Source organism: Cupriavidus necator (assembly GCF_013141915.1).
Classification (GTDB): domain Bacteria; phylum Pseudomonadota; class Gammaproteobacteria; order Burkholderiales; family Burkholderiaceae; genus Cupriavidus; species Cupriavidus necator_B.
Genome location: NZ_SROX01000003.1, coordinates 22,407 through 47,514, shown reverse-complemented (window position 1 = coordinate 47,514; position 25,108 = coordinate 22,407). Strand labels below are relative to the sequence as shown.

The 25,108-nt window shown below is 61.5% G+C and carries 22 protein-coding genes and 4 pseudogenes; 14 read left to right on the top strand and 12 right to left on the bottom strand.

Annotation, left to right across the window (positions count from 1 at the left end):
• Nucleotides 1-117: 117 nt before the first annotated feature.
• Genes E5S69_RS08060 through E5S69_RS08050 form a run of 3 tightly spaced genes read right to left on the bottom strand, consistent with a single transcriptional unit; the run spans nucleotide 118 to nucleotide 4,591 of the window.
• Nucleotides 118-1,560: a hypothetical protein gene (locus E5S69_RS08060; RefSeq protein ID WP_058697627.1), complete on the bottom strand. Its 1,443-nt coding sequence runs from the start codon at nucleotides 1,558-1,560 to the stop codon at nucleotides 118-120.
• A gap of 1 nt (nucleotide 1,561) precedes the next feature.
• On the bottom strand, nucleotides 1,562-2,542 hold the full coding sequence (locus E5S69_RS08055) for an ATP-binding protein (protein ID WP_058697626.1): 981 nt from the start codon (nucleotides 2,540-2,542) through the stop codon (nucleotides 1,562-1,564).
• Between the two features lie 3 nt (nucleotides 2,543-2,545).
• On the bottom strand, nucleotides 2,546-4,591 hold the full coding sequence (locus E5S69_RS08050) for a hypothetical protein (protein WP_058697625.1): 2,046 nt from the start codon (nucleotides 4,589-4,591) through the stop codon (nucleotides 2,546-2,548).
• Nucleotides 4,592-4,831: 240 nt separating this feature from the next.
• Between E5S69_RS08050 and E5S69_RS08045 the strand changes: the two genes are divergently transcribed.
• Nucleotides 4,832-6,067, top strand: a complete 1,236-nt coding sequence (locus tag E5S69_RS08045) for a tyrosine-type recombinase/integrase (protein WP_058697624.1) — start codon at nucleotides 4,832-4,834, stop codon at nucleotides 6,065-6,067.
• 791 nt (nucleotides 6,068-6,858) lie between these two features.
• A complete protein-coding gene (locus tag E5S69_RS08040; protein ID WP_058697623.1) occupies nucleotides 6,859-7,119 on the top strand; it encodes a hypothetical protein in 261 nt (86 codons plus the stop codon).
• Nucleotides 7,120-7,344: 225 nt separating this feature from the next.
• On the opposite strand, the gene tnpC is transcribed toward E5S69_RS08040, so the two are convergent.
• The 3 genes from tnpC to tnpA are packed head-to-tail and all read right to left on the bottom strand — an operon-like array spanning nucleotide 7,345 to nucleotide 9,839.
• Nucleotides 7,345-8,952 carry an IS66 family transposase gene (gene tnpC / locus E5S69_RS08035; protein ID WP_058697683.1) on the bottom strand — a complete coding sequence of 536 codons (1,608 nt, stop codon included), beginning with the start codon at nucleotides 8,950-8,952 and terminating at the stop codon, nucleotides 7,345-7,347.
• A gap of 57 nt (nucleotides 8,953-9,009) precedes the next feature.
• Nucleotides 9,010-9,363 (bottom strand): IS66 family insertion sequence element accessory protein TnpB, encoded by a 354-nt coding sequence (tnpB, locus tag E5S69_RS08030; RefSeq protein ID WP_058697622.1) that lies wholly within the window; start codon nucleotides 9,361-9,363, stop codon nucleotides 9,010-9,012.
• Nucleotides 9,363-9,839 carry an IS66-like element accessory protein TnpA gene (tnpA, locus tag E5S69_RS08025; RefSeq protein WP_058697621.1) on the bottom strand — a complete coding sequence of 159 codons (477 nt, stop codon included), beginning with the start codon at nucleotides 9,837-9,839 and terminating at the stop codon, nucleotides 9,363-9,365. Before tnpA ends, tnpB begins: the two co-directional genes overlap by 1 nt.
• Nucleotides 9,840-9,941: 102 nt before the next feature.
• Between tnpA and E5S69_RS08020 the strand changes: the two are divergent.
• A pseudogene (locus E5S69_RS08020) lies at nucleotides 9,942-10,181 on the top strand (DUF3307 domain-containing protein); the annotation flags it as partial.
• Between the two features lie 388 nt (nucleotides 10,182-10,569).
• Here E5S69_RS08020 and E5S69_RS32295 read toward each other — a convergent pair.
• Nucleotides 10,570-10,822: pseudogene (locus tag E5S69_RS32295) on the bottom strand (aminotransferase class V-fold PLP-dependent enzyme); the annotation flags it as partial.
• A gap of 129 nt (nucleotides 10,823-10,951) precedes the next feature.
• The gene (locus E5S69_RS08015; RefSeq protein WP_058697620.1) at nucleotides 10,952-11,818 is read right to left on the bottom strand and encodes an alpha/beta fold hydrolase; all 867 of its coding nucleotides are present in this window, start codon (nucleotides 11,816-11,818) and stop codon (nucleotides 10,952-10,954) included.
• A 105-nt stretch (nucleotides 11,819-11,923) separates the two neighbouring features.
• Here E5S69_RS08015 and E5S69_RS08010 point away from each other — a divergent pair, with 105 nt between their 5' ends.
• The 4 genes and pseudogenes from E5S69_RS08010 to E5S69_RS08000 all read left to right on the top strand — a co-directional run bounded on the left by E5S69_RS08010 (nucleotide 11,924) and on the right by E5S69_RS08000 (nucleotide 14,325).
• Nucleotides 11,924-12,787: a LysR substrate-binding domain-containing protein gene (locus E5S69_RS08010; protein WP_058697619.1), complete on the top strand. Its 864-nt coding sequence runs from the start codon at nucleotides 11,924-11,926 to the stop codon at nucleotides 12,785-12,787.
• Between the two features lie 72 nt (nucleotides 12,788-12,859).
• Nucleotides 12,860-13,034: pseudogene (locus E5S69_RS32290) on the top strand (tyrosine-type recombinase/integrase); the annotation flags it as partial.
• A gap of 314 nt (nucleotides 13,035-13,348) precedes the next feature.
• Nucleotides 13,349-13,700, top strand: a pseudogene (locus E5S69_RS32885) (transposase); the annotation flags it as partial.
• A 316-nt stretch (nucleotides 13,701-14,016) separates the two neighbouring features.
• Nucleotides 14,017-14,325, top strand: coding sequence for an EthD family reductase (locus E5S69_RS08000; RefSeq protein ID WP_058697618.1), 309 nt, complete (start codon nucleotides 14,017-14,019; stop codon nucleotides 14,323-14,325).
• Between the two features lie 402 nt (nucleotides 14,326-14,727).
• Here E5S69_RS08000 and E5S69_RS07995 read toward each other — a convergent pair whose 3' ends face one another.
• From E5S69_RS07995 to E5S69_RS07985, 3 genes are all read right to left on the bottom strand, one after another.
• Nucleotides 14,728-15,384: a 3-oxoacid CoA-transferase subunit B gene (locus E5S69_RS07995; RefSeq protein ID WP_058697617.1), complete on the bottom strand. Its 657-nt coding sequence runs from the start codon at nucleotides 15,382-15,384 to the stop codon at nucleotides 14,728-14,730.
• Entirely contained in the window at nucleotides 15,368-16,099 is a 732-nt protein-coding gene (locus E5S69_RS07990) for a CoA transferase subunit A (RefSeq protein WP_058697682.1), read from the bottom strand. Before E5S69_RS07990 ends, E5S69_RS07995 begins: the two co-directional genes overlap by 17 nt.
• A gap of 187 nt (nucleotides 16,100-16,286) precedes the next feature.
• Complete coding sequence (locus tag E5S69_RS07985) at nucleotides 16,287-17,186, bottom strand: LysR family transcriptional regulator (RefSeq protein WP_058697616.1); 900 nt, start codon at nucleotides 17,184-17,186, stop codon at nucleotides 16,287-16,289.
• Nucleotides 17,187-17,368: 182 nt separating this feature from the next.
• Here E5S69_RS07985 and E5S69_RS07980 point away from each other — a divergent pair, with 182 nt between their 5' ends.
• Genes E5S69_RS07980 through E5S69_RS07970 form a run of 3 tightly spaced genes read left to right on the top strand, consistent with a single transcriptional unit; the run spans nucleotide 17,369 to nucleotide 20,525 of the window.
• Nucleotides 17,369-18,760, top strand: coding sequence for a GntP family permease (locus tag E5S69_RS07980; RefSeq protein ID WP_058697615.1), 1,392 nt, complete (start codon nucleotides 17,369-17,371; stop codon nucleotides 18,758-18,760).
• Nucleotides 18,761-18,814: 54 nt separating this feature from the next.
• Nucleotides 18,815-19,630, top strand: a complete 816-nt coding sequence (locus E5S69_RS07975) for an enoyl-CoA hydratase/isomerase family protein (RefSeq protein ID WP_058697614.1) — start codon at nucleotides 18,815-18,817, stop codon at nucleotides 19,628-19,630.
• Between the two features lie 10 nt (nucleotides 19,631-19,640).
• On the top strand, nucleotides 19,641-20,525 hold the full coding sequence (locus E5S69_RS07970; RefSeq protein WP_058697613.1) for an NAD(P)-dependent oxidoreductase: 885 nt from the start codon (nucleotides 19,641-19,643) through the stop codon (nucleotides 20,523-20,525).
• 328 nt (nucleotides 20,526-20,853) lie between these two features.
• Here the strand turns inward: E5S69_RS07970 and E5S69_RS07965 are convergent, their stop codons facing one another.
• A complete protein-coding gene (locus tag E5S69_RS07965) occupies nucleotides 20,854-21,348 on the bottom strand; it encodes a LysR substrate-binding domain-containing protein (protein ID WP_233528047.1) in 495 nt (164 codons plus the stop codon).
• A gap of 214 nt (nucleotides 21,349-21,562) precedes the next feature.
• Here E5S69_RS07965 and E5S69_RS07960 point away from each other — a divergent pair, with 214 nt between their 5' ends.
• The 4 genes from E5S69_RS07960 to E5S69_RS07945 all read left to right on the top strand — a co-directional run bounded on the left by E5S69_RS07960 (nucleotide 21,563) and on the right by E5S69_RS07945 (nucleotide 25,080).
• Nucleotides 21,563-22,762: an MFS transporter gene (locus tag E5S69_RS07960; protein WP_058697681.1), complete on the top strand. Its 1,200-nt coding sequence runs from the start codon at nucleotides 21,563-21,565 to the stop codon at nucleotides 22,760-22,762.
• 27 nt (nucleotides 22,763-22,789) lie between these two features.
• Nucleotides 22,790-22,933, top strand: coding sequence for a hypothetical protein (locus E5S69_RS32770; RefSeq protein ID WP_176844242.1), 144 nt, complete (start codon nucleotides 22,790-22,792; stop codon nucleotides 22,931-22,933).
• A 493-nt stretch (nucleotides 22,934-23,426) separates the two neighbouring features.
• Complete coding sequence (locus tag E5S69_RS07950) at nucleotides 23,427-23,558, top strand: Lrp/AsnC ligand binding domain-containing protein (RefSeq protein WP_327077274.1); 132 nt, start codon at nucleotides 23,427-23,429, stop codon at nucleotides 23,556-23,558.
• A gap of 370 nt (nucleotides 23,559-23,928) precedes the next feature.
• On the top strand, nucleotides 23,929-25,080 hold the full coding sequence (locus tag E5S69_RS07945; RefSeq protein ID WP_058697611.1) for an NADH:flavin oxidoreductase/NADH oxidase: 1,152 nt from the start codon (nucleotides 23,929-23,931) through the stop codon (nucleotides 25,078-25,080).
• Nucleotides 25,081-25,108: the final 28 nt, after the last annotated feature.

The window sequence follows — 25,108 nt, the reverse complement described above, 5'->3', positions numbered from 1 at the left end:
TTTGCACAATTTTGTTAGCGTTTTCTGCACAATTTTGTTCCGAGCCCCCTGGGCCGAAACTCTGGCCGCAATGCGTCGCAAGCCAACGGGCTTCACGTTGCTCACGGTACGTTGCGTTCAGATCCGGGGTCGCCCCCGACGCACATTCGCTTCTGCCCTCGTCCACTTGATCAGCAAGAGGCCATCGTCGGTTTCGCACAGGCGGACGCAAAACTTGGAATCGTCCCGCTCAAGCGGATCGACACCCCGATCGATGTCATCTAGCCAAGTGGTCAACGCATCGAACGTCAGCTCGATTTCCCACGTGACCGCCATATCGAGCACTGCGGTTAGCGTCGACTCCCAGACCCACTCGCAGCAGGTCCAGACGTCCTGATCGGCATATAGGTAACCCGCCGGCGCTACCGCTGCCTCCCGTGTATAGCGGATGAGGCCCAAGTCGCGCATCGCGTGAGAAACGCTGCAGAAGCGCCGCCGTTCCTGCTCCGCCGGCCGATTGGAGAGCGCCAGGTCCGAACGGCCCCAGCCGAGTTGAAGTTCGTTGAGCGCGATATCGTATGGGCAGATCAGGCCCCAGCGGGGCCCCTCCTCTGGACGCACGCTGACCCAGCGCGAAAGCCGTCCCTCCTTAGTCAGCCTCCACCGACAGCGACAGGTGCCATGGCGAGCCTGTCGGTCTTGCATGGCATTCAGGCGCGTGACAAACGAAGACGGATTCGCCGAAGCGGCGTTGATGCGTATATAGAAGTGAAGAACGTCGGCAAAGCTGAGGTGGCTCGACCTGAGGCGGCCGAGCTGGATTTTCGCTTGCCGCGCAAACGCGTGGCTTTCCAGACTCCACCGATCACCGGCTTCGGTAAGGAGCGGTTCGATGTCCTCGGGCGGGGGCTCAAGCGCGCGCAGCTGACCGAACGCTTGGTCGAGGGAGACGGCCCCCGGCATGCCATCGTTGCCCGACGACCAGATCTCGCCGAGCGACATGCGCGCGGCAGCGACGCTCGCCCGTGCGACCCAGCCGGCGAGCGACGCAACACGCCCCGGCTCTCGGGCGGGAAAGCCGGCATCAATGCCGTGCGGCCACGTCCTGCAGCGTTGCCGCATCACGAACTCCAACGCGCCCACACGCTGCGACACGAGCCTGGCGGTGTGCTTCTGCGCCCAGGTCGTTTTCAGCTCGCTCAGGTGAAATGGGCACCGCGAAAGCCACCCAAGCTGATGCAGGTAGCTGTGGTAGCCGTGCTGCACACAGGTCTCGCAATAGCGGATGGCACGTCGCTCGCGACTATCGGGAGGCGGGCCATAACGGCCGACATCGATGAACCGTATGGAAGGCGAGAAAACGTCTTCGACAAGCGGCGCGGTCTCACCCAGCACGGACGCCAGGCGCCTGATTTCGTCGATCGGAAGCGGCGTGCTGCTATCGGGCTCCACACTCAAAAACTCCGCGCATTTTCGGACGTTGATGCCATTCAGTGCGCAGAAGCGGGCGACGAACGACAGCCTCGACTCGTACGGACGGAGGTTTCCCGGCCACCAGTTCACCGATGGGTAGGCCGCCATGTCAACTACCCGTCGAGATGATCCTCATGTGGTCCGGGAAGTTCGCTTTAGCGAGTTCTCGCAACCAGCTCTCATAGGAGGTCACGTCGGCCCAGTCTTCGCCCCGCGCCAGTTGGAAGAGTATCGCCTCGGTGGCTTTCGCGACATGCTGCATTGGAAATTCGAAATGCCCGCGCGCAGATTCGGGCGAAAGCTCCATCAGCGCTTTCCACAGCAGCGCCGCGCATTCGGCGAGCCGGCGCCCGGCCGCATAATCCGCCGGCGCGAAGTGCGCCAGGTACGGAACGCCGCTGCTTGGCGGCCACTCGGAGTCGATATCGTAGCCGTTGAGCACGTACCCGATCTCCTCGGGCGAGCGCAGGCCGTGGAAGCGCGCATGCGCTGCCATAAAGCGCGCGGCGACGTGAGCGTTGCCCGTGATGGCCATATATTCGTGGCGATAGTTCAACTGGTGTGAGCCGACTGAAAATACGCTGAGTAAATAGCCCTCGTAATCGAGCTCATTTTGCAGGCCGACCAGCCACTTCCACTCCCGCAACGTCAGATCCTGCGCTTCGTCGATAAGCAGCACCATGTAGTTCCGTTGCGCGTTGTTCGCAATGGCGATGAAGCGTTGCTTGCACAGGTATATGCCTTCGGCTTTCTTCGGCGGCTTTGCCGGGTTGGCGAATTCGAAACGCGAGGCGAGTAAGAGCTGGTGCCAGAATCCCGCTTCACTACTGTGACTGTCGGGGCGGCGATTCCACACCACCAGGGGCATGACGGCCTTGAAGCGCTCCTGCAATTCGTTTGCAACGTACCACTGCACACAGCGGGACTTGCCTAGGCGTGACGCACCATAGATATAGCCGCCGGGGCGCTGCTGGTCGATCCATTCGCCGATTTGCTCGATCATTTCGTGCATGGGCGGTGTATACACCGCGTATTGCTTCGTCACGATGCAGTGCCGCGGATCGATGCGCTCGGGCAGTGAGAAGGACATGGCTTACCTCGACTGCGCCATTCGACGCGGAGGCAGCGTAGGACCCGCAGAAGGCTTCAGCGGGTCCGCGGCGCCAGACTGCGCGCGTCTTGCCGTCGGCTCCGAAGCGGCCCCCTTGCTACCCTTTGAAGAACTGCTGCCTGCCTTGGCCCGAGCCATTGCTACATCCAGCATGGAAGGCCCGATTGATGAATCGGCTGCGGCTGCCAGTATGCGCCGTGCCTCGAGGTAGGCCGGATGGACCGGCAAGCGGTTGTGCGCCTGACTCTCCACGTAGCGCATGAAGACATCGATGGCGTCGACGCCTGCCGGAATCGCAAACTTTCCGTGAGAGCACGCCTGGCAAATTGCAGCACGTAGCGACAGGCTGTGCGGCGACATGTTCCAAGGCGGTGCTGCCCGCAACACGCCGAGTGACATACCGTCCAGCGTGGAGGCAAGCGCCACCCGGCAGTCATCCTCCTTGTGGCAGACCACCCAGATCTCGGAGCCGACAAGGTCGTGCCGGTTGTGCAGCACGTCGTTGGTATAACGGCCGTAATGGAACTCAACGAACGGGGCACGCCCGCTCTTAGCGCCCCCGCGCACGATGCAGCGCTTGCGGATGCTGAATAGCGTGTCCACGACAGCGGGGTCGGCTCGCCGGAAGCTCTGCTGGGAATGGTGGTACAAGAACTTCGCATACGCGAGCGGCGTGCGGTTACCAATCCCGCTGTGCGGTGTCGCGTTGTAGTTGGCAATGAGCACGTTCAGCAGCTCTTCCGCATATTCGTACTGGAATCGACTCGCCAGGGCGACCTCTTCCGGCTGTCTTCCCTTGCGGTCCTGGAAATTTGCGCCGGTGGTGTTGGAAAGACGCTGGAATCCCTGTCCGGCCAGATTGCGGAAAAACGTCTCGATGAACGGGCGGTCATCCTTGCTTCGACGTTTCGAGAACGAGGTCTTCGGGTCCAGTAGCGTGGAGCCGACGCTGTCGCGCAGCGCATCCCGCACGTGCTGACAAGTCTCGGCAAGCGCACCATCTACGCTGGTCTCGTCCCAGCATAGCCCGACGAAATCGCTACCCAGAGCGGAAAGAAGCCCGGCTTCAGGCAGATACGGCGTATCGCAAAAACTGACCGGGCGCAGGCACCATCTGCCCAATGCCCGCTTCAGCGCGCGCATGACGTCATCTTTCGATATTTCCCGTCTCACGCTGAAGTAGTACCCTAGCACCGCGCGCGAAACGACCTCCAGGATCACAACGACCCAGAGACGATGAACGATCTTCTCCTTGAAACCGCCCCCCATCAGGGGAAGCGACACGCAGAAACGTCCGTCTAGCTTGTGCGCGTCCATTTCGACGCGTTGCATGAACCTCTGCACCGGCCGCCCGGTTCCGTCACCGGACCTCAGCTTCACAGCCAAATTCGGCCCGCCACTCGCCGCGGCCAGCGCCCTTGGGTTGGCCGACAGCACCTTGTCGATATACCGACAGATCGAAGAGTAGCCAAGGCTCAATGTGTTGAACGGCCATTCGTTTCGCGCTTCGTACCCGAAGCCACGCAATTGGTCCAGAAACCACGCGCAATGACGCCTTCTCGACTGTTTAGTTTCGACTAGTCGCTTGGCTGAGGCGCTCGCGAGGATACGCGCCTCAAATGCCTGACGAAGCGCCGGCTGACTGTCCAGCAGCGCCTGCATCGCGCCCGCAGCACCGCGGCCGAACTGGTCGACATGGACCTTCGTGCTACGACGGTATGGCTTGACTCGGAGCCATGGCACAAGCCCGCGCCAGCCATAAGGACGCCCGTCGGGATGCGTCTCAAGGCAGCGCTCCCGGATGAGACGATAGGCCTGACTTGTGCCAAGCGACGTCAGCCGCCTGATGCTTTCGCCCGAGGCACCGGAAAGATACAGCGAAACCGCCTGCTTTCTCGCAAGGTACAGGACGCGTCGGTCACCAGTAAGCGCTCCCTCATCGGGGCTGGCCCAGTGGGAAGTGTCGACGGTTCGCCCGTCTATCCTCCGGCGGGAGCAACAGGAATTGTCGTCAATACCCTCTTCCATGCGACGCTCCAAAATCGGCCGATCGCCCCAGAGGCGATGGTTATAAACCTTAGGGCACATTTGGGAAAAATCGCACGACGAGAATGGAACAAACGTTGGCAAAGATACAAAATTGCTTCGAATGTTCGCCGGGAGAACAAAATGGTGCAGAATTTCGTGAAGTAAATTTGTTCTCGCACGCCCGGGCGGCGTCGATTTCACGGCCACGTCTCGGATACAAAATTGTGCAAACTAACGACCGTGGAATCGCCCGCCCTTCCGCCCGCCCCACCTACGTCCGCCCCCCTCGCCGCCCTACCCACTCCGCTGGAGCAGTTACGGCTGCCGTCGGCGCTGTCCGGGCACGACGGCAGCAACCGAGCGCCCGCCACGGCCACCCGCATCGCGGCGACCGACGACCTGTCCGCCGTGACCGCCTGGCTCGCGCGCTACGCCGACAGCGCGGCGACGGTGACCGTTTATCGCCGCGAGGTGGAGCGGCTGATCCTGTGGGCCGTGCTACAGCTCGGCAAGCCGCTGTCTTCCCTGACGCACGAGGACCTGCTCGTCTATGAGCGCTTTCTGGCCGATCCGCAGCCGGCCGCCCGCTGGGTCCTGGCCGGCAGCAAGAAGCTCGCGCGCAGCCATCCGGACTGGCGCCCGTTCGCCGGGCCGCTGTCGCCCGGCAGCGTGCGCCAGGCGCTGGTGATCCTGAACGCGCTGTTCGCCTGGCTCACCGAGGCGGGCTACGTGGCCGGTAACCCGCTCGCCCTCGCCCGCCGTCGGCGCGCGCCAACCAAGGCGCGCATCACCCGCTATCTGAGCCACGACATGTGGGCGATCGTCAAAGACACGGTCGAAGCGATGCCAACCGAAAACGCGCGAGAACGCCTGCATGCGGCGCGCTGCCGCTGGGTGCTGACCGTGCTCTATCTGGGCGGCTTGCGTGCGTCGGAGGTGACGGCCACCCCCATGGGGGCGTTCTTCTGCCGCCGCGATGCCCAGGGCATCGAGCGCTGGTGGCTGGAGGTGACCGGCAAAGGCAGCAAGACGCGGCTGGTGCCGGCGACCGACGAGCTGATTGCCGAACTGGCGCGCTACCGCCGCGCCCACGCATTGCCGCCGACTCCGCAGTTCGGGGAGACGCGGCCACTGGTGCTGCCGGTGATTGGAAAAGCGGACAGCGAGAAACCGCTGTCACGCGGAGCGCTGCACCTGATCCTGAAAGAGGTGTTTGGCATGGCCGCGGCGCGCCTGCGCGCGCGGGGGCCGGAATGGGAAGCACAGGCCGCGGTGCTGGCCAGTGCCTCGGCCCATTGGCTGCGCCACACCGCTGGCTCGCATATGACCGACCAGCAGGTCGACCTGCGCTTTGTGCGGGACAACTTCGGGCACAGCTCGCTGTCGACGACGAGCGGCTACCTGCACAGCGAGGAGGATGCGCGGCATGAGGCCACGCAGGAGCGGCATCGGATTGGTTGGGGAAGCAAGAAATAGCAACCGGGCGCCGTATCATCACCATCGTGAAATTTCGGCGCCATCCCATTGATGCAAGCTTCCCGTTCAAGTCTTCGGGCGCATCAAGGTGATTAATTGCATTTTATAAGAGCCGCTTACGGGACATGAGGAGGCGGGTCGAACGCGCGCATTGGCGGCGGCGTCTCGTCGAAGCGCTCTACTTCTGTTGAGGATCGCCATTCGTGCGAGCCACGCTCAACATTCATGCGAACGTAGCAATTTTTCGCTCAGCATTCGTGCGACTGTATCTTTCCCATGCGAAACAAGGTCCCGGTGGCGTGAAGTGTAGTAATCGCGCTCCCTGTGCGAAGTAATGTTGATTCGCGCGCTTAATCACGCAGAACGTATCATCTTTACTTCCGCAGTTCGGAGAAATCGTGTCCCCTGCGCGACTACTCTCACTCTGCGGCAAGGCCACCTCACATTCGGAGTTCTCGGCTGCGATTGCAGCCTTATTTTGGAATGTTTCGCGCGAACGCTCCTTTTAATCACCCCGAGCGAATCCGCGTAGTCAGAGCGAAAAGTAGTAAAGATGACACGAGGTGACGGACCCGCGATCGTTTCAGAATTACTTCGCGCCTCACGAAAGTGCCAGGATTACTACTCGAAAAATCGTAGCAATGTTGATACGGACGCCCACACAAGAAACGCTAACTTATTGATTTAATTGGCCTTGTGCTCAGCCACTGACGAACTACTTTTATTACACTTCACGCCCGGTAACGTCGCCACACCGGAGTGTTACCGGGTAACGATCATGAGGAGTGCAGATGGCGCAGACGACAGCACAGCGGCAGGCCGCCTATCGGGCAAGGCGCGCGACGGCGGGCAAGGACGGCAACGGAGAGCGGCGGCTGGATATGTGGGTCAGTACGGAAGCCGACCTTGCTCTCGCCCGGCTGGCGCACCGTTACACGGTAACAAAGCGTCAGATGCTGGAGCGGCTGATCGCACGAGCGGACGACGCGATCGTGCGCAGGCTCAATCCGGATTCGGAGCAGTGGGATCTCTATTTCAACGTCCCCCGCTAGCGCCTCGCTGTTACCGGGTAACGAGGGGCTTCTCTCCGTGTGATGGAGTCCCCGACTTGGGGGCAACTGCGTATTCCGGTGAACGTGACCGCCGATTCCGGATGAACGTGACCGATTTTCCCGGCTGTCCGGAATGGCCGATCACGATGCCGGAATGGCCGGTCACGATACCGGAATCGGCGGTCACGTTGAACCGGAATACCCAGGCAACTATCGACCCGCCGCTCAGGCAGGGTGCGGCGGCGCGGTTTGCCGCCGGGGGAAGTTGAACGGCAACAGGTCGCTGATGTCAGCCTCCAGCGCGCGCTGTGGCAGCTCTGTGAGCACGTGGAGCAGATAAGCATACGGCTCGACCTCACAGGCGCGGCACGTAAGCATCAGGCTGTAGATCATGGCGCTCGCCTTCGCCCCCGCGACAGTGTCTGCAAAGAGCCATGCCTTTCGCCCTGTGCAGAATGGGCGGATGTCACGTTCGACCGGATTGTTATCGATGGGCGCACGCCCATCGATAACATATCGGCTCAGGTATTCCCACTGGTTGCGCGCGTAGGCGATGGCCTTGCCCAGCAGGCTTTCCGGCAGTACCTGCGGCGCCTGCTGGTCCAGCCATGCCTTGAGGGCTTCCAGCAGCGGCACGCTGTGCTGTTGACGCAGCCGGTACGTGTAGTTGACGCGCGTTTCGCCTTCGGGCAGGTCTGCCTTGGCGAGCGTCTCGACCTGATACAGGGCCTGGAAGTACTCGAGCGCCTTTAGTACTCGAGCGCTGGGCTTTTTCTGCCCCTTTTGCGCATCAACGAACATTCTCCTCGCGTGCGCAACACAGCCAAAGTGGGTAACGCCTTCGAGCGTGCGCCAGGCGCTGTAGCCATCGGTCATTAGCATGCCCTCGTAGCCGGCGAGAAACGCCTGCGGATACTCCTGTCCGCGCCCCGGCTGGTAGTCGAACAGCACCACCGGATGCTCGCAGTCCTCCGCGCTGCGATACACCCACATGTACGATTTGCTCTGCGCGGCCTTGCCTTCCTCCTTGAGCACCTGCACCGTCGTCTCGTCGCCATGGATCAGTGGCTGCGACAGCAGCGTGCGGCGCAGCGCCTCGTACAGCCGGCTGTAGTGCAGTTGCGCAGGCCGGATGATCCAGTTGGCCAGTGTGCCGCGGCCAACTTCGATGCCGGCGCGACCCAGCGCGTCTTCCATCCGATAGAGCGGCGTGCCATCAACGTACTTGCCGGTGGTCACCGTTGCCAGCATCGCTGGGCTGGCGTTGCTGCCCGGCAGTGGTTGCGCCGGCATCGGCGCAGTCAACACCGGCGTGCGTTCGGCATTGCGCTCGCAGTGCCGACACGCGTATTTGAAGCGGACGTGCTGCAGAACGGAGACCTTTGCTTCGATGTGCAACTGCTCGCTGACTTCCTCGCCCATGCGGTGCATCGAACCCTGGCAACATGGGCAGATCTTCTGGTCCTCGGTCAGGTCGTACTCGATTCGCTGGCGCGGCATGTCCGCCGGCAGCGGCTTGCGGCCACGTTTGCGGCCTGCGGGCTTATCAGGCTCTGGCAGCCCCGTGTCTGGCGGCGCGAGCGCGTCATCCTCATCGTCGTCGGCCGGCTCCGCAGTGGCCATTTGTTCGGCTTCGTCGAACACTCGGTCCTTGAGCTTCTCGCTGCTTGGTGCGAAGCGTTTGGACTGTGCGAGGCGGAACTGTTCCTCAAGGAGCTTGATGCGCTCGTTCAGCTCGGCGATGTGCTGGGCGTTGGTGGCAGCCTTCGCTTCGAGCTCGCGGATATAGGCCTGGGCGGCCGGCGGCAATTGGGAGAGGTCGTGTTCGTTCATGCTGAACACGATAGTGCAGCCATGGCGCAATCGGGTATACGTCACCCCGAACGACCATCAAGCCGTGTGCTGATATTTGCGTGACGGGTGGCGCTTCACCGCGTCCACGTCGATGCCGTCCAGCAGCCAGTGCAACTGCTCGGTTGTCAGCTCGATCACCGCCTGCTGGCGCCGTGGCCACACGAAGCGGTCTTCCTCCAGGCGCTTGAGCAGCAACCAGAAGCCGTTGCGGTCCCACAGCAACAGCTTGATGCGGTTGCGCCGACGGTTATGAAAGGCATAGACGGCGCGGGCAAACGGATCAAGCTGCATCGACTGTTCGACCAGGGCAACCAACCCGTTGATCCCGAGGCGGAAATCCACCGCATTGCGGTGCAGGTAGACCTGTACGTTAGCGTCGAATCGGAACATCAACGCGCTCCCAGCGCTTCGATCATCGCCTTCACCAGCGCAACGTCCTGTCCGCCGCATTCAAGTTCGACCGTCACGCCGTTGGGCAGCCGCGCCGTCAGTAGTGCAGGTTTCAGCGACGGTCGTACCGATGGTTGGGTGGAAGCAGGCGCCTGGGCTGGCAGGCATTCCCGCGCCAGCGGCGACTCCGGAACTCGCTTTACCCCGCTAATCTCGATGACCGGTACGAACGCTGGCACTGCAAGCTCCGCGCTGTCGGCCGCCGCGGCTTCCGTTGCCGCTTGGTGCAGCCGAATCCACTTGCGCAACTGGTTCGTATTGATGCCGACCTTGAGCGCCATCCCAGCTACCGATACCCCTGGCCGCAGACACGCCTCGACCAGTTGGCGCTTATCCCTGGGGTCAAAGTCTCGCTTCCCGTTGGAGCGAACACGGGTCACTCTCAGCGGCGGAACTTCACATTCGTTGTCCATCATGCTTGCGTCCGCAAATGGTGGTTGCGGACGCAAGCCTGCCCACTCTCAGCCACAAAAGCTAGGTGCGCTTAATTTCGCGCTTACGGTGGTTATGCCCACGCGGGCTTGCATGGCCTGTGTACCGCGGTGCTGCTCGCCGGCTTCGGTATGGCCTACTGGCTCTGGCTAGGGATCACCGACGCTGTCGTTCACTACATGATCGATCGCTGGAAGGTGCGTCTCGGCCGACGCGCCAAATTGACACCGAATCTGCCGCAGTTCTGGTGGGCATTTGGCCTGGACCAGTACGCGCACGTGCTGACCTATCTTGCCATCGTCTGGCTGGTTGGGAGGCTGGACTGAAAGCGCTGAGACCCCCTGCCAGCGACGCGCAGGGGGGACCAGGGCTGGTAGCTGGAAATCGTCGGTCGCAGGCGACAAGCCAAGACCCCGGTGCCTGTGACCGACTCGGTGATTGCCGAGCTCGCCCGCGACTGACGCGCGCATAAGGTGGCGCCGACGACCGGCCAGCGAAGTGACCACGCGGCTCACTGTCGACGAGCACGCCGATCACCAACACGATTATGTCGCGAACAGATAGGGCGCGGCGGAGAGAGCGTTCTTGAAAATCAAGGGTCCCGAGCGCGTCGTGCCAGGGACCGCGTACTTCCATTTTCCGCTTACGCCTTGGCGTAGGTGCCGGCGGACATGACCTCAACGGCAACGAAGGGCTGGACGCGTGCTGGCCTGTAGACGCTGCGAGCGTGTCGAGGTAGATAAGGCCGTCGGAACCGACCTCCAGGTACGTCACCTCGAAACCCCGCCGCTCCAGTTCTCGGCGAGTGTCAAGCACGGCCGTGTGCTCGGGGCGAACGGTCACTAGATGCCGCCGCTCGATCGAACTGCGCAGCGCCCTTGATCGCCAAGTTATTCCCCCCGGTCGCGCCCGAGGTCCAGATGATCTCGCGCGGGTCGGCGCCAAGCAACTGCACCAAGTAGCGGCGTCTGGCACGTCGGAAGGCAGTTGTGCCAGACGACTTGTTACTATCGTCCGGCAAGCCAGACTGTATGCCCGCTAGAGGCCGCCCCCGTAGGCGAGAGAAGCCCATGTGTGCCCTGGACGCAAGGCCCCTCTAGCCAGTAGCCAACCCGGCAACCGCCCGATTGAACGCGCCTGGGTTGGCAATATTCATGCCGTGAGATGCTCCGGCAATTGTCTGACGCTCAGCGCGCCCGATCCATTCTTGAAGCTTCTCGACCGTGCTACGGAACATGCGCGGACTCTTTTGCCCGTCGATCAGCAACGTTCGACACTGGATTTCACGGGCGGCTTCACGTGTGTAGGCGGGCAACGGGTCAAGCAGCTGCTTCGGCAGTGTGGGCGCATTATCGAGCGCCATCCTGCGGAAGCTCTGGGAACTCTTGCTCCAAAAGCCAGGCATGGTTACCGAGTCTACAAACAGATTCAGACCGGCATCGAATTCGCCCTGCTCAATCAGTTCTGCGGCCTTCGCTCTCAACGCGTGGGTGGCCGGCGGCAATTTTCCGGCCTCTGCTTGCGGCGTTGCCTGCACTGGGCCGCCCGGATCAGCGAGGGTGAGCGTCTTCACCAAGTGAGGGTATTCGCGCGCCAGGTGAAACGCGATGCAACCGCCGCGCGAGTGCCCGACCAGATGGACCGGCTCCAGACCCAGCGCCGCGATGAACTCCGCAATTTCAGCGACGTGCGCCTCCCAACTGAAGGCGCCGCGTCCGAATGCACCGGTTTCCGGCCAATAGTGGCCCAAGCTCGGAGCGAAGCAGTGGAAGTTCTTCGATAACGAAGCGAGCTGCGGGTCCCAATAGCGGAAATCGCACAGCGACCCGTGCACGAATACCATTGGCTCGCCGCTTCCAGCTTCCACGTATGGAACGGCGATGCCAGAGGCGGTGGAAACAAAAGAGGGTTGTGGCCAGGCACCGGCAAGAGCCAGCGTAGTAAGGGGCGCTCGGGCATTCATGTCTAACTCCTTTTCGCAGACTTTGCTGCACCGCACCCAAAAAGAAAATCGCATAATATTGATGGAATCTTTCAGATTTTCTGATACCTGTACAAGAGAAAGCGCATGAGCACTGAGCGGAAAGCCCTCGACGTCGACGTTCTCACCATGATCATCGCCGTCGCAGATACGGGCACGATCAGCCGAGCGGGCGACCTCGTGCATCGCTCGCAATCGGCGGTGAGCATGCAGATCAAAACGCTGGAATCGGCCCTCGGCAAGGCGCTCTTCGTGCGCAAGCCGCGCAGCGTGATTCCGACGCAGGACGGAGAGGTCCTTCTGACGTATGCGCGCCGGATCATTGCACTACGCGATGAGGCATGGGCAGCGGTCGTGCGACCGGACGTCACTGGCCGCGTGGTGATCGGCGTACCTGACGATTACGCGACCTCACTGTTTCCGCCGATTCTCAAGAAGTTCTCGGCCAGCTATCCCAAGGTCGAAATCCAGGTGATCGGGCTACCCAGCGTCGCGCTAGCCCCGATGCTGCGAGACGGCACGGTAGATCTCGTCTGCGCGACACGTGTCAAAGGGCTGACCGGTGAGTTCTTGCGGCATGAGCCCATGGTGTGGGCAGCCGCCCCAGGCTCCACTGATATCTGGCGAGAGCGGCCGCTACCCATTGCCGTGTTTCTGCCTGGAAGCGTCGCACGCGAGAAGGCGATTCGAAGCCTTGAGCGCGTAAAGATTGCGTATCGAACCTCATATGAGAGTCCGAGTCTGCTGGGCCTGCTAACGATGGCCCGAGCCGGCCTCGCCATTACCCCACTGGCACGGTGTGCGGTGCCGCCTGACTTTACGTTGCTCGGGTCTGCGCAGGGACTGCCTGAGATTGGCACGCTCGAGATCATACTTGCGCGGAGTGTCAAGTCGAACCGGCCCCCCTGCGATTTTCTCGCGGAACGTATTGTCGCTGAGCTACACGCATAAACGCGCTGCGATGGCGTTCGCCCCAGATATACGAGTGCGTGGGAAAGTTGGGGAGAACGATGTCGAAAGAGGGCCGTGCTGCAACTGGATAAGCCACTCTCGTCACTGACTCATGAGGACATGCTCGCCTACGAGCGCTTCTTGGCCGACCCGCAACCGGCGGCATGCTGGGTGCTGGCCGGTACTAGGAAGAACGCTCGCGGGTGGTCACCCTAATCGGCGCCCGTTTGCCGGGCCGTTGACCGCCAAGGCGCGTCAGTATGGCTTTGATGAAGCTCAAGAATCGCAGGACATGTTCCTGCGGCAGTTCGACAAACTACGCGCGAATCGGATCATTCCATAGTCGCCGGCTCAATTGCGGTTCCCTATGCGCGCAACTGAGCGCAGGACGTCAGCTTCCGCCGGCAAAAACTATCGTTCCTCACCAAGCCCCCTTCGCCTTCTTCCCACGCGTTTCCGAGATTCTGGGCTGCACGCGGGTTTCCCTTCCGGCATCGCCTCACCCGTCAATGCGGGGGCACACGGACTCTTGCTCATACATCGATCTGAAGTGACTGGCTAACGGTCAAGTCTTGCAGCCAACTTGTAGCGAGCCTGGAGCAGGCAATCGAACGCGCGGTGTAAGACTGCCCGGTGTGGCCGGTGACCGAGGCATGGATGGCCTTGCAGGATGTCAGCCTGATTGCTCCAGTAACCGTAGTCGCCGAGCTTGGCGATTAGCGACGCTTCTCCGATGCGCCGCAACGGATGGCGTATTCGGGCCTGGTGCCAAGCGAGCATTCCAGCGGCAAACGAGACCGACGAGGCGGCATAACCAAGGCCGGCAATAGCCACGTGCGGCGGGTGTTCGTCGAGGCCGCCTGGACGTCATCCGGCGCGCAAGACGGCCGTTCTCCAACGGCGCGCAGACCAGTAGATTGCATAGTGCATGCCTCAGTGGCCGCTTTGTCTCGTTTCCATCACATACATAGTTTTCAGGTTGCGGCACACGCAACGCAATCTTGCGCAGCGGGCCAATTCTCTCTGACAGCATTGGCGCCTAACCTTTAAGACATCACCGTGATTTGAGCGCGACCCGAACCCGAGCTGGCGCACGCTGATCGGTTCGAGGCACGGCATGGACGCCAAGCAAGGACCAAGTCACGACAGCCTGAACCCGCAACGGTCGGCTGCTAGTCCTTGCATTGATCGCTGTGCTGTGCAAACTCACGTTTTTTAGGGAAACTACGATGGCAAAGTTGGTGGTGCTATACAAGAAGCCTGCAGACACGGCGGCGTTCGATTCATATTACTTCTCGACCCATGTTCCAATCGCCAAGAAAATCCCCGGCCTGCGACGCTACGAGGTCAGCAGCGGCCCAGTTTCAAGCCCTGCCGGCGATTCGCCGTTTCACCTGATTGCAGTGCTGAGCTTCGATTCGCTGGCTGCGCTCCAGCAGGCGATGGCTTCCCGTGAGGGCGCCGCCGCGGCAGCTGACGTCGGCAACTTTGCCCCGTCCGGCGTTGACATGCTCATATTCGACACCAAGGAAGTTTAGCCTGGGTTTTACGGCCCACTTTCTTTGAGAGGAGGTGGGTTGTACCCGCTATCAAGATAAACATCGCGATGCAGGAGGTCCCGGGGGCAAGCCGCATGTCAAATGGCACCACAGCTGGCGCGGGACCCGTCATTCGCGCCACATGGAGCGTGACCTACAGACTGGTTGTTTGCCGCGCGCTCAGGGCTCCATACAGTGGGCACATGGCTCCTCGTCAGCATCCGCAGCGTCTTCGAAGGTATGCTGATTCTGCAGCTAGCTGTGCATCACCTCGCATCGGATCAACATCGTTGCCGCCGGCTCCTCGTCACCGCCGGCATGGCCGGCTTTGGCTGACACATCGCAGATATACTTGCCGGGAGACAAGGCATCCGCATTCATCTTCAGACGTTCAGTACCTCGTTATACGGATAGAAAAGAACCGCTGGCATCGAAGCTCAGTGTTGGCTCAGTCCTCGCCTGGAGCACATCCCTGGAAACGCCCGGGGCCATCTCTCGGACGATGAGGCCGGCGCCAGTCACATCGATGACCGCCAGGTCGGTGATGATGCGGTTGACCACTCCCGCTCCGGTGAGCGGCAATGAACAGCGCTCCAGGATCTTCATCTCGCCATCGCGCGTGTTGTGTTCCATAACCACCACGACGCGGCGCACTCCACCGACGAGGTCCATCGCGCCACCCATGCCCTTGACCATCTTTCCCGGAATCATCCAGTTTGCCAGGTCCCCAGCCGCGCTGACCTGCATGCCTCCCAGGATCGTAAGATCCATATGACCGCCGCGGATCATCGCGAAAGACATCGATGAGGAACAGATGGATGCGCCTGGCGCCATCGTGATGGTTTGCTTGGCGGCATCGATCAGGTCAGGATCGATCTCGTCTTCATACGGAGGTGGTCCAATGCCGATCAAGCCATTCTCTGATTGAAGCCATACCTGCATGCCGTCCGGCACGTGCTGAACTATCTTCGTTGGCAACCCAATGCCCAGATTGACATAGTCCCCGTCGCGAAGTTCGGCGGCCGCCTTCGCGGCCATCTGGTCATGCGTCCACGCCATGTCTTGCCTCCTTGTTGTCGCGCGAGCGGAAGCTCTTGCGTTCGATACGTTTCTCCGGATTAGGAACAACAACCAGACGGTCGACAAAGATGCCGGGCAGATGGATCTCGTCGGGATCGAGCTGACCGACTTCCACAAGCTCTTCCACTTCCACCACCGTGATGCGCCCGGCCATCGCAACTTCCGGATTGAAGTTGCGGGCGGTACGGCCGAACATGAGATTGCCGGCACGGTCGGCGACTCGCGCCTTCACCAGCGCAATATCGGCCTTGAGGCCGCGCTCCATGACGTAGCGCTCGCCATCGAACTCGCGTACTTCCTTGTTGTCGGCCACGACGGTACCAACGCCCGTCCGTGTGTAGAACGCCGGAATGCCAGCGCCGCCAGCGCGCAGCCTCTCCGCCAATGTGCCCTGAGGATTGAATTCGAGCGCCAGTTCGCCGCTGAGGTACTGGCGCGCGAACTCCTTGTTCTCGCCTACATAGGACGCGATCATTTTGCTGATCTGACGAGTCTGGAGCAGCAGGCCCAGTCCAAAATCGTCAACGCCGGCGTTATTGCTGATACAGGTGAGACCGGTCACGCCGGTATCGCGCAATGCGCAGATCAGGGCCGCCGGAATGCCACAAAGCCCGAATCCTCCGACTGCTATGGTCTGTCTGTCCTCGACAATGCCATCGAGCGCGTCCATGGCGCTTCTGAATAGTTTGTTCATCTCCGTCACCATCCACTTCTGACAAGGGGTTCTGACAGATCAGTCGAGGAAGTCCGCCGACGTCGCTGTCGTGCTGCCCATTATTGTTCGTGCTTTTTTCAACAACAACGGCAACGAACGCAAGGTCGTTGTGCGCAGATGCACAAAGGATGACGGGAGGGTTGGGCGAAAGCGGTGTTGCGGCTAACTATCGCCGAAACTCGTCCGGGTGACGGGAAACGACTTCGCGAATGAAGTCCCACACACAGCGGATACGCCTGATCCGGAACAGGTCTTCGGGCGCGGCGATCCACAAAGTGCGCGTAATCAGCGGCTGGTCAGGGAAGATGCTGACGAGATCTGAGCCGGTGCCAGCGACATAAGGCGTCAGCAGGACCAGGCCCATCCCCGCTGCGGCGGCGGCCCGCTGGGCCAGGACGCTCGTCGTGGTGAAGTGCCGTCTGGGACTCGGCGTCAGCTCTTCGAGGATGCGATACCGCTCGCTGACCGAGCCGTCGTGGACGTAGTCCACGAACGCGTGCTCGGCAACATCGGCAAGCGCCCCGATCGCAGGGCGGGCCTTCAGATACGCCGGCGAGCCATAGAGGAAGTAGTCCACTTCAGCCAGGCGCGCCGTCGTATAGCGGCCGACCTGCGGCGGCTCCAGCGTCACCAGGATCTCGACCTCGCGCGTCACGAGGCTGGGAAACTGGGGCTGCGCCATCAACTCGACATGCAGATCGGGATGCCGGGCATGGAGATCCACCAGGCTGGGCGCCAGCACGTTGATGCCAAACGCCTCTGGCGTGCCAACCCGAACCGTGCCGACGACGTCGCCCGACTGGCCCTCGCTCTCTTCGATGGCGCCGAGCAACGCATTCTCCATCCGCTCCGCATGCGGAACCAGCGCCTTGCCGGCGTCGGTGAGGGAATAGCCATTGCGACGCCGGTCGAACAGCACCGTGCCCAGGCTTTCTTCCAGACGGTCAATCCGACGTGACACGGTCGAGTGCTCAACACCGAGCTTTTCCCCGGTCAGGGAAATCTTCCCGTTCCGCGCAAGTTCGAGAAAGAACCTGAAGTCGTTCCATTCCGGATGTTTCCGCATGGCATTTCCATATGTGCATGGACGCACAGTAATCTTGCATATTTGCCGTTGTCGTGCAAAAAAGCAATACACATAATCTCCAACACCTCGAGCCGACCCCGCCGGAACCAGACAGGGCGCGCCAGCGTAGCGACCGCCGCACTCGTTGCTCGAGGATCCCAAAATAAGTGTTGGAGACACCCATGTCCGTCGTTGTCGCGCTCGCCGCCCTGGCGTGCCTGATGGTGGCCGCCTATCGCGGCTACAGCGTCATCCTGTTCGCCCCGCTGGCCGCGCTGGGCGCTGTGCTGCTGACCGATCCGTCAGCGATCGCGCCGGTCTTCTCCGGCGTCTTCATGGAGAAGATGGTCGGCTTTGTGAAGTTGTACTTTCCCGTGTTCATGCTCGGCGCCGTGTTCGGCAAGGTGATCGAACTGGCAGGCTTTTCCGAATCGATCGTCGCCACCGCGATCCGGTATATCGGCTCTGCGCGCGCCAACCTGGTCATTGTGGCCGTCTGCGCACTGCTGACCTACGGTGGCGTGTCGGTGTTCGTGGTGGTGTTCGCGGTCTATCCGTTTGCCGCCGAGCTCTACCGTCAGGGCAATATCCCGAAGCGATTGATGCCGGGCGCCATCGCGCTGGGCGCATTCTCGTTCACGATGGATTCGCTGCCGGGCACGCCGCAGATCCAGAACATTATCCCGACCACCTTCTTCAAGACCACTTCGTGGGCCGCGCCGATGCTCGGCATTCTGGGGTCCCTGTTCCTTGTCCTGGTCGGCCTGTTCTATCTGGAATCCCGCCGGCGCGCCGCAGCCAAGCGCGGCGAGGGCTACGGCACTAACCTCCTCAATGAGCCGCAACGAGTGGAAAGAAGCAAGCTGCCTTCGCCGCTGCTGGCCATCCTGCCGCTGATTGTGGTCGGCGTGTCGAACTTCTGGCTCACGCGCCTGATTCCGCTCTGGTACGGCCACGCCCACAGCGTGTCGTTGCCGGGCTTGTCGAAGCCGGTCGAAACCAAGGTCGCAAGCGTGACCGCGATCTGGGCCGTGGAAGGTGCGCTGGTCCTGGGCATCGTCGTGGTGCTCGTGACGGCCTTCGGCGCGGTGCGCCGGCACTTTGCGGAAGGCACCAGGGCAGCCGTCTCGGGCGCGCTATTGGCGTCGATGAATACCGCGTCAGAGTACGGATTCGGTGGCGTGATTGCCGCGCTGCCAGGCTTCCTCGTGGTCAGCGACGCGCTGCGCGGCATTCCGGACCCGCTTGTGAACGCGGCCATTTCCGTCAGCACGCTGGCCGGCATCACCGGCTCGGCATCGGGCGGCATGAGCATCGCGCTGGCCGCAATGTCCGAAGCGTTCATTCAGGGTGCGCACGCCGCGCAGATTCCGCTGGAGGTACTGCATCGCGTGGTCTCGATGGCCAGCGGTGGCATGGACACGCTGCCCCACAACGGCGCGGTCATCACGCTGCTGGCCGTCACCGGCCTCACGCACCGCGAATCGTATCGCGACATCTTCGCCATTACCTTGATCAAGACGCTTGCCGTGTTCTTCGTGATCGGGGTGTTCTACACAACCGGACTGCTCTGACGCGCCGGGCCCGCTTCCGGCTTCTCGCTGTTTATTCAAAGGATGAAAGCTGCCATGAATCATCGCACCTTGTATCAGGACTACCAGAACATTGCATTCGACCGTCCCGCCACGGGCGTACTTCGCCTGACCCTCAACAAGCCCGAGCGCATGAATGCACTGGATTCGCGTGGACATGCCGAGCTGGCCGAAGTCTGGAAGGGGATCGACAGCGACCCGGAGGTCAGCGCGGTCGTCCTGTGCGGCGCAGGCCGGGCCTTCTCCGCCGGTGGCGACTTCGAGATGATTCGCGAGATGACGGAGGACTTCGACGTCCGGACCCGTGTCTGGCGTGAAGCCCGGGACCTGGTCTACAACATCATCAACTGCTCGAAGCCGATCGTCTCGGCCATTCACGGTCCTGCGGTCGGCGCGGGACTGGTGGCCGCCCTGCTCGCGGACATCTCGATCGCGGCCAGATCCGCACGCATCGTCGACGGCCATACCCGGCTGGGTGTCGCGGCGGGAGACCACGCAGCCATCGTGTGGCCCCTGCTCTGCGGCATGGCAAAAGCGAAATACCACCTGTTGCTCTGCGAGCCGCTCAATGGCGAAGAGGCGGAATCGATCGGGCTGGTTTCGCTGTGCGTCGACGAGGCCGCGCTTCAGGACAAGGCGGTGGAAGTGGCCACACGGCTCGCATCGGGGGCTCCGTCGGCGATTCGCTGGAGCAAGTATGCGTTGAACAACTGGCTGCGTCAGGCCGGCCCGATTTTCGACACCTCGCTGGCACTGGAATTTATCGGCTTTGGCGGTCCCGAGGCACGCGAAGGGCTGGCCTCCCTGCAGGAAAAGCGCGCGCCGGCATTCTCGCAGCGCTCTTCGGTCTGAAGGAGATGAAATGATGGAAATGAAGAGGGTGGCCTTTGTCGGCGCTGGAAGCATGGGCGCGCCCATGGCTCGCTGTGCGCGGCGCGCAGGATTCGATCTCATCGTCTGCGATCGGAATCAGGCCGTGCTCGACGCCTTTTCGGGCGAGGGAGCGCGCGTGACAACCTCGGTGGCGGAATGTGCCTCTGCAGATGCGATCATCGTCCTGCTAGCCAACGACGCTCAGATCCTGGAAGCGATGCTCGGGCCGGGCGGACTTGCAGACGCCTTTCCGGCGGGACACCAGCCAGTCGTTTGCATGATGAGCACGACCTTGCCCGATACGCTCCAGACCATCAGCGCCGGCTTGCGTGCTTCCGGGGCACGCCTCATCGATGCGCCCGTCAGCGGTGGGATCGTGGGCGCAGAACAAGCCACGCTCACGGTCATGATGGGGGGCGATCCAGAAGATGTGGCTGCTGTGATGCCGTTGATGAGATCGATGGGAAAAAACATCTTCCACTGCGGGGCCCTTGGCTCTGGCGAGGTTGTGAAAATCATCAACAACATGCTTTGTATCGCAAACATGTTCCTGACGGCTGAAGCCATCGACCTGGCGGAACGCTATGGCGTCAGCTTTGAGAGCCTCGCCCCCATTCTGAATGTCAGTACCGGACGCAATTTTCTTACCGAAGATGCCGGGATTGGCCGAAGCCAGTACGCCGCATGGGCCCGATCCGAAGCCGCATTCACTTCACTTCACAATGTCGTCAGCAAGGACCTGCACCTGGCAAAGAAGCTGGCGGATACGACCGGTATCGATTTGCGGTTACTGGATCGGGTCTCCCAGTATCTCGACAGCACCGATAGCCAGGCAATGCAACGATGGATGCGCCATGGTCACGTAGTTGCTTGAACCACGCTCATCTGAGGTGATGAAGACGCGGCTTGCGCCGTTCGAGGCATTGCCACTTCGCGGATTCGATCACGCGCTTTGCGCGTGGTCTAGGGTTGGCGCGCAGCGCCGACCGGAGCAGCGCAGAGCAGGAGATCGACGCAATGAACGGTCTGCACCAGCAACTTGAGACAGCAAATGAGCCGTACTGGCCCGCCATGTATTTTCATGATCGTGAAACTATGTCAGTTTGGGTGATGGTCACCTAAGGCAGGAGGGCCGTACCGACTGGCACGCACCTCTGCTAGCCGCATACAGGATGTAGGCTTGTACCGGGCGACATGGAGCGTTAGGTCTTCCGGCTGAACAGGCCAAGAATGAAATCGCGCGCATGAACGATGCGTGGATTGCGCATCGAGGCCTTGTTCCATACCAGATAGAGGTTGTTGGTCGGCGCGTCCTTGGCTCGGGTGACGGAAACCAGTCGTCCCGACGCCAGCGCCTCGGTGCACTGATAGTCGGGCAACACGCTCCACCCCTGTCCCTTGACGACCAGGTCCTGGATGATGCGCAAATCGGGGATGGTCAGCGCGGCCTGCAATGTCGGCGCAAATTGGAACATGGCCGCCCAGATCGGCCGGATCAATGGCAAATCCTCGTCATAGGCAATGAGCGGGAGCGCCGGAACGTCCGAAGATGGTCGAGGTGGCTCATGGCGTCGACTTATCGCCGCTGGCAACACGCTCGCGACGAAGATCAGGTAGTGTGACCGCGGCCTGTATGAAGCAGCGTCCACTTGCCTACCGTCGCACGCCAGCCGGGCTCCCGACAGTATCTCACCCATAAGAATATTTATCCAAGTCCTTAAAATTGATTCCTCCGTACTCGGAGCAGAGGTCAAGAAACGCTGCTCGGATGACAGCATCAGCTCGCCCAGCAGCAATAAGAATAATTATCCATAGACAAAAAAATAATAATTTTATCTATTTATGCAAGCGCTCTACGATTCGTATCAGTTGCGGCGTCAAGCCGCCCTCAAGGACAGTCGAGAGAGATCCATGCCATTTGTTGTTTACATCTTCACGCTCAGTGCGTTTGCACTGGGCCTCGCGGAGTTCGTTCCCATCGGCCTGACCGACGTCATGGCACACAGCCTGAACGTCGATATTGAGCAAGCCGGAAGCGCTGTGACGACGTACGCGCTGGGCGCGACCTTTGCCGCGCCAGTCCTGACGGCTTTGACGGCCGGATGGACGCGCAAGTGCACCATGCTGATGACCGTCTTAGTCTTCACCGTCGGCAGCCTGGCCGCGGCCGTCGCTACCAATCTGTCCACCTTGCTGATCGCGCGTTTCGTCGCTGGAATGGGGCACGGCCTGTTCCTAGCGGTTGCCTCCAGCACGGCAGCTCGTCTTGTGGGAGCGAAGAAGGCCAGCAGCGCTGTGGCCGTCGTATTCGGTGGCTTCACGATCGCCATGGCAATCGGCGTCCCGGTCAGCACTTACCTGGGCGGCACGATCTCCTGGCGCCCGGTGCTCGGCGCGATCGGGGCATTCGGTGCATTGGGCTTCCTGGGCTTACTGCTGGGCATGAAGGAGCCTCCGCAAACGCAGGGGCATGAAGGTTCGGACTCCGTCGGCCAGGCGTTGAAGGCGATCGTCGACCCCGTTCTGCTCTTCGCCGCCCTCGTGACGGTCCTGGGCTATGCCGGCTCGTTTACCGCCTACACCTACATCGCACCGCTGCTTACGAAGGTCACGCACGTCAGCAGCCAAACGGTCGGCATCTTTATGCTGGTCTATGGCGTGCTTGCCGCGATTGGCAACGTGATCGGGGGCAAGCTTACCGACCGACTCGGGGTAAACCGGGCAAGCGTAGCCTTGATCGCCGGCATTACCACCATCGCACTGGGCATGTGGGCGCTTGCCTCGTCATCCCCCGCAATGGGCATTCTTGTCGCGCTGCTGGGCATGTTCACCTTCGCTGCAGTGCCGGCCCTGCAAGCCCGTCTGGTCGGCGTCGCCGAGCAGCATGCTCCCCACGCCCATGGCGTGGCCGCCGGCCTGAACATCGCCGGCTTCAACTCTGGTATCGCGCTCGGTTCCCTGGTCGGCGGCATGACCCTCGGCACCCTGGGCGTTTCCTACACCGGCATCGCGGGCGCCGTGATCTCCACCCTCGGTTTGATGGTACTGCTTGTGCAACTGGCTCGCAGCGGGGGCGTTGACTACCGCGCGGTGGCCGGGACGGGTCACTAAGGCGCCGACACCAATCGAGCAGCATGGATGCTCAATAACGGCTATGACTTAGCCCTGGCCGAACAGGCCATCGCAGGCGGCAAGGCCGACCTGGACGCCTTCGGCCGGTCCGTATCAACAACCCCGATCTTGTCGAACGCCTGCACCATGGAACGCTGCTGGCCCGGGTGAACACCGACTGGTTGGATGGCGGCGCACAGGGCTACACTGACTACCCGACGCTGGAGAATCAAAGCTCCTGAGTACGGCTACCGAGTCGAGCTTAGGAGACTGGTCTGTCGTGCGAGGGTTTAAGGTGCGCCGGGCCAGGAACTCTACGCCGTCGATGTGCTCGGCCAGGCTCGCGCAGTCGCGGAAGGCCTGGTGCATCTGCGCGCCCCAAGCGCCGTGGTGGCAAGATCCTCATTGAGGCCGAGCTGAATCACCACGTCGTGGGCGGCGAGCTGCTTGGACGCCTTCCAGAGCTCCTGGTCGTATGCACCTAATGGGACCCGCGATAACCGGACACCAGCCAGGCGGTACAGAGGCCACGCACACTGTCGAGCTCACGCTGTATTATCGGCAGGCGAACCAGTGCCTGAATGCCTGTCAGGAATGTTCGCTGCTCGGCTGCTGCCAAACCCCATGCACCAGTAGCCTCGCTTGAGTAACCACGCGGGCCGCCGTGGTGGTGCCCGATATGGGCGCGTACCAGCACTTCCTGAGCAGGACACTGACCCGCATCCGGGGCGTTGAGCACATACGGTCCAGCTTTGCACTCAAGACCGTGCAGAACCGTACGTCCCCGATACTCTAGCGCGGGCCGGCGGCCAGCGGATGCTGGCACATCGCGGATCAGCCGAAGCCGCCCTATGGACACTACGGCTATTTTCAGCAGCGCCGCGCATCAGACTCTGCGCAATCTGCTCTACCACGGGCTGTCTCTGCGAACGACACACTGTAGTTTCTGCCGACACATGTGTCTTTCAGACGATTACCGGCTCTTCCTTCATCCGTAGCGGAACGCAAGCGTTGGTATCTGGCATGACGCTTGCTCAAGTAGCTCGCGCGGCCAAACTGGCTGACCCCATCTGACCTTTCAAAACCCGAACTTTTTCAAACCCACCTCTACGATGAAACCTCGCTTGATTCGAGGTCATATCTTGGTGTGGGCGTGTCTATCCTGAATGGAGAATCCTCCTTTGTCACCAGCCCTTTTCACCCCCCTTCGCGTGCGGAATCTTGATCTCCCGAATCGCATCGTCATTTCCCCGATGTGCCAGTACTCGGCTACCGATGGTTGCATGAGTGACTGGCACCTGATCCATCTCGGACAGCTATCCCTCTCCGGGGCCGCGCTCTTGACAATCGAAGCAACTGCTGTGGTGCCGGAGGGCCGCATTAGTTACGGCGACGTCGGTCTCTACAATGACGCAACAGAATCCTCCATGGCCAGGACCCTCGAAGGCGTGCGACGCTGGTCAGATATGCCCATTGCCATCCAACTGGCCCACGCTGGCCGCAAGGCTTCGACAGACATCCCGTGGCTTGGACGCAGTCAGATTCAGCCGGATCATGAAAACGGCTGGCAAACTGAGGCCCCATCTGCCATTCCGTTGGATTCCTCCTATCTGCCACCAACCGCTCTCGACAAGGACGGCCTAAAGCGGGTGCGAGATGCATTCGCCGCCGCGGCCAGACGCGCCGCCCGGCTCGGCATCGATGCCGTCCAGATTCACGCTGCGCATGGCTATCTCCTACACACGTTCCTGTCGCCACTTTCGAATCAGCGCACAGACGAATATGGGGGATCTCTGGAGAACCGCGCCCGCTTTCCGCTGGAAGTCCTCGACGCGGTTCGGGATGCCTTTCCTTCCGACCGCGCCGTTTCGGTCCGCATCTCGGCGACCGACTGGGTTGAAGGGGGCTTCACGCTCGATGAGGCTGTCGCCTTTTCGCAGATGCTCGAAGCCCGCGGGGCGGATGCCATTAACGTGTCGACTGGCGGCCTGCATCCCGCTCAGAAAATTGTGCTCGCGCCGGGCTACCAGGTGCCGCATGCACGCGCCGTCAAGGCCGCGGTGAAGATTCCGGTGGTCGCCGTCGGCCTAATCTCCGAACCCACCCATGCAGATGCGATTGTCGCCGCCGGCGACGCCGACCTGATCGGCCTGGCCCGGACGGTGATCTACGATCCGCGATGGCCGTGGCATGCCGCCGCCGCGCTTGGTGGAACGGCTACCGCTGTCCCCCAGTATCTGCGCTGTGTCCCGCAACTGCATCGCAACGCATTTCGGGCGCAGCACCAACATTCCTTTCTGAATGAGCAGGTGAGCTGAGGCATCGCAACCGGCGGAGCATCCTGTC

Excerpts from the sequence above, each read along its gene's own strand:
- E5S69_RS07995 (WP_058697617.1), bottom strand. The coding sequence starts at position 15,384 with ATGGCGTGGACGCATGACCAGATGGCCGCGAAGGCGGCCGCCGAACTT.
- E5S69_RS07970 (WP_058697613.1), top strand. The coding sequence starts at position 19,641 with ATGATGGAAATGAAGAGGGTGGCCTTTGTCGGCGCTGGAAGCATGGGC.
- E5S69_RS07980 (WP_058697615.1), top strand. The coding sequence starts at position 17,369 with ATGTCCGTCGTTGTCGCGCTCGCCGCCCTGGCGTGCCTGATGGTGGCC.
- E5S69_RS07990 (WP_058697682.1), bottom strand. The coding sequence starts at position 16,099 with ATGAACAAACTATTCAGAAGCGCCATGGACGCGCTCGATGGCATTGTC.
- tnpA (WP_058697621.1), bottom strand. The coding sequence starts at position 9,839 with ATGATGGACAACGAATGTGAAGTTCCGCCGCTGAGAGTGACCCGTGTT.
- E5S69_RS08015 (WP_058697620.1), bottom strand. The coding sequence starts at position 11,818 with ATGAATGCCCGAGCGCCCCTTACTACGCTGGCTCTTGCCGGTGCCTGG.
- E5S69_RS07985 (WP_058697616.1), bottom strand. The coding sequence starts at position 17,186 with ATGCGGAAACATCCGGAATGGAACGACTTCAGGTTCTTTCTCGAACTT.
- E5S69_RS08040 (WP_058697623.1), top strand. The coding sequence starts at position 6,859 with ATGGCGCAGACGACAGCACAGCGGCAGGCCGCCTATCGGGCAAGGCGC.
- E5S69_RS07960 (WP_058697681.1), top strand. The coding sequence starts at position 21,563 with ATGCCATTTGTTGTTTACATCTTCACGCTCAGTGCGTTTGCACTGGGC.
- E5S69_RS08010 (WP_058697619.1), top strand. The coding sequence starts at position 11,924 with ATGAGCACTGAGCGGAAAGCCCTCGACGTCGACGTTCTCACCATGATC.
- E5S69_RS07965 (WP_233528047.1), bottom strand. The coding sequence starts at position 21,348 with ATGGGTGAGATACTGTCGGGAGCCCGGCTGGCGTGCGACGGTAGGCAA.
- E5S69_RS07945 (WP_058697611.1), top strand. The coding sequence starts at position 23,929 with ATGGAGAATCCTCCTTTGTCACCAGCCCTTTTCACCCCCCTTCGCGTG.
- E5S69_RS08055 (WP_058697626.1), bottom strand. The coding sequence starts at position 2,542 with ATGTCCTTCTCACTGCCCGAGCGCATCGATCCGCGGCACTGCATCGTG.
- E5S69_RS32770 (WP_176844242.1), top strand. The coding sequence starts at position 22,790 with ATGCTCAATAACGGCTATGACTTAGCCCTGGCCGAACAGGCCATCGCA.
- E5S69_RS08000 (WP_058697618.1), top strand. The coding sequence starts at position 14,017 with ATGGCAAAGTTGGTGGTGCTATACAAGAAGCCTGCAGACACGGCGGCG.
- E5S69_RS08060 (WP_058697627.1), bottom strand. The coding sequence starts at position 1,560 with ATGGCGGCCTACCCATCGGTGAACTGGTGGCCGGGAAACCTCCGTCCG.
- E5S69_RS07975 (WP_058697614.1), top strand. The coding sequence starts at position 18,815 with ATGAATCATCGCACCTTGTATCAGGACTACCAGAACATTGCATTCGAC.
- tnpB (WP_058697622.1), bottom strand. The coding sequence starts at position 9,363 with ATGTTCCGATTCGACGCTAACGTACAGGTCTACCTGCACCGCAATGCG.
- tnpC (WP_058697683.1), bottom strand. The coding sequence starts at position 8,952 with ATGAACGAACACGACCTCTCCCAATTGCCGCCGGCCGCCCAGGCCTAT.
- E5S69_RS08050 (WP_058697625.1), bottom strand. The coding sequence starts at position 4,591 with ATGGAAGAGGGTATTGACGACAATTCCTGTTGCTCCCGCCGGAGGATA.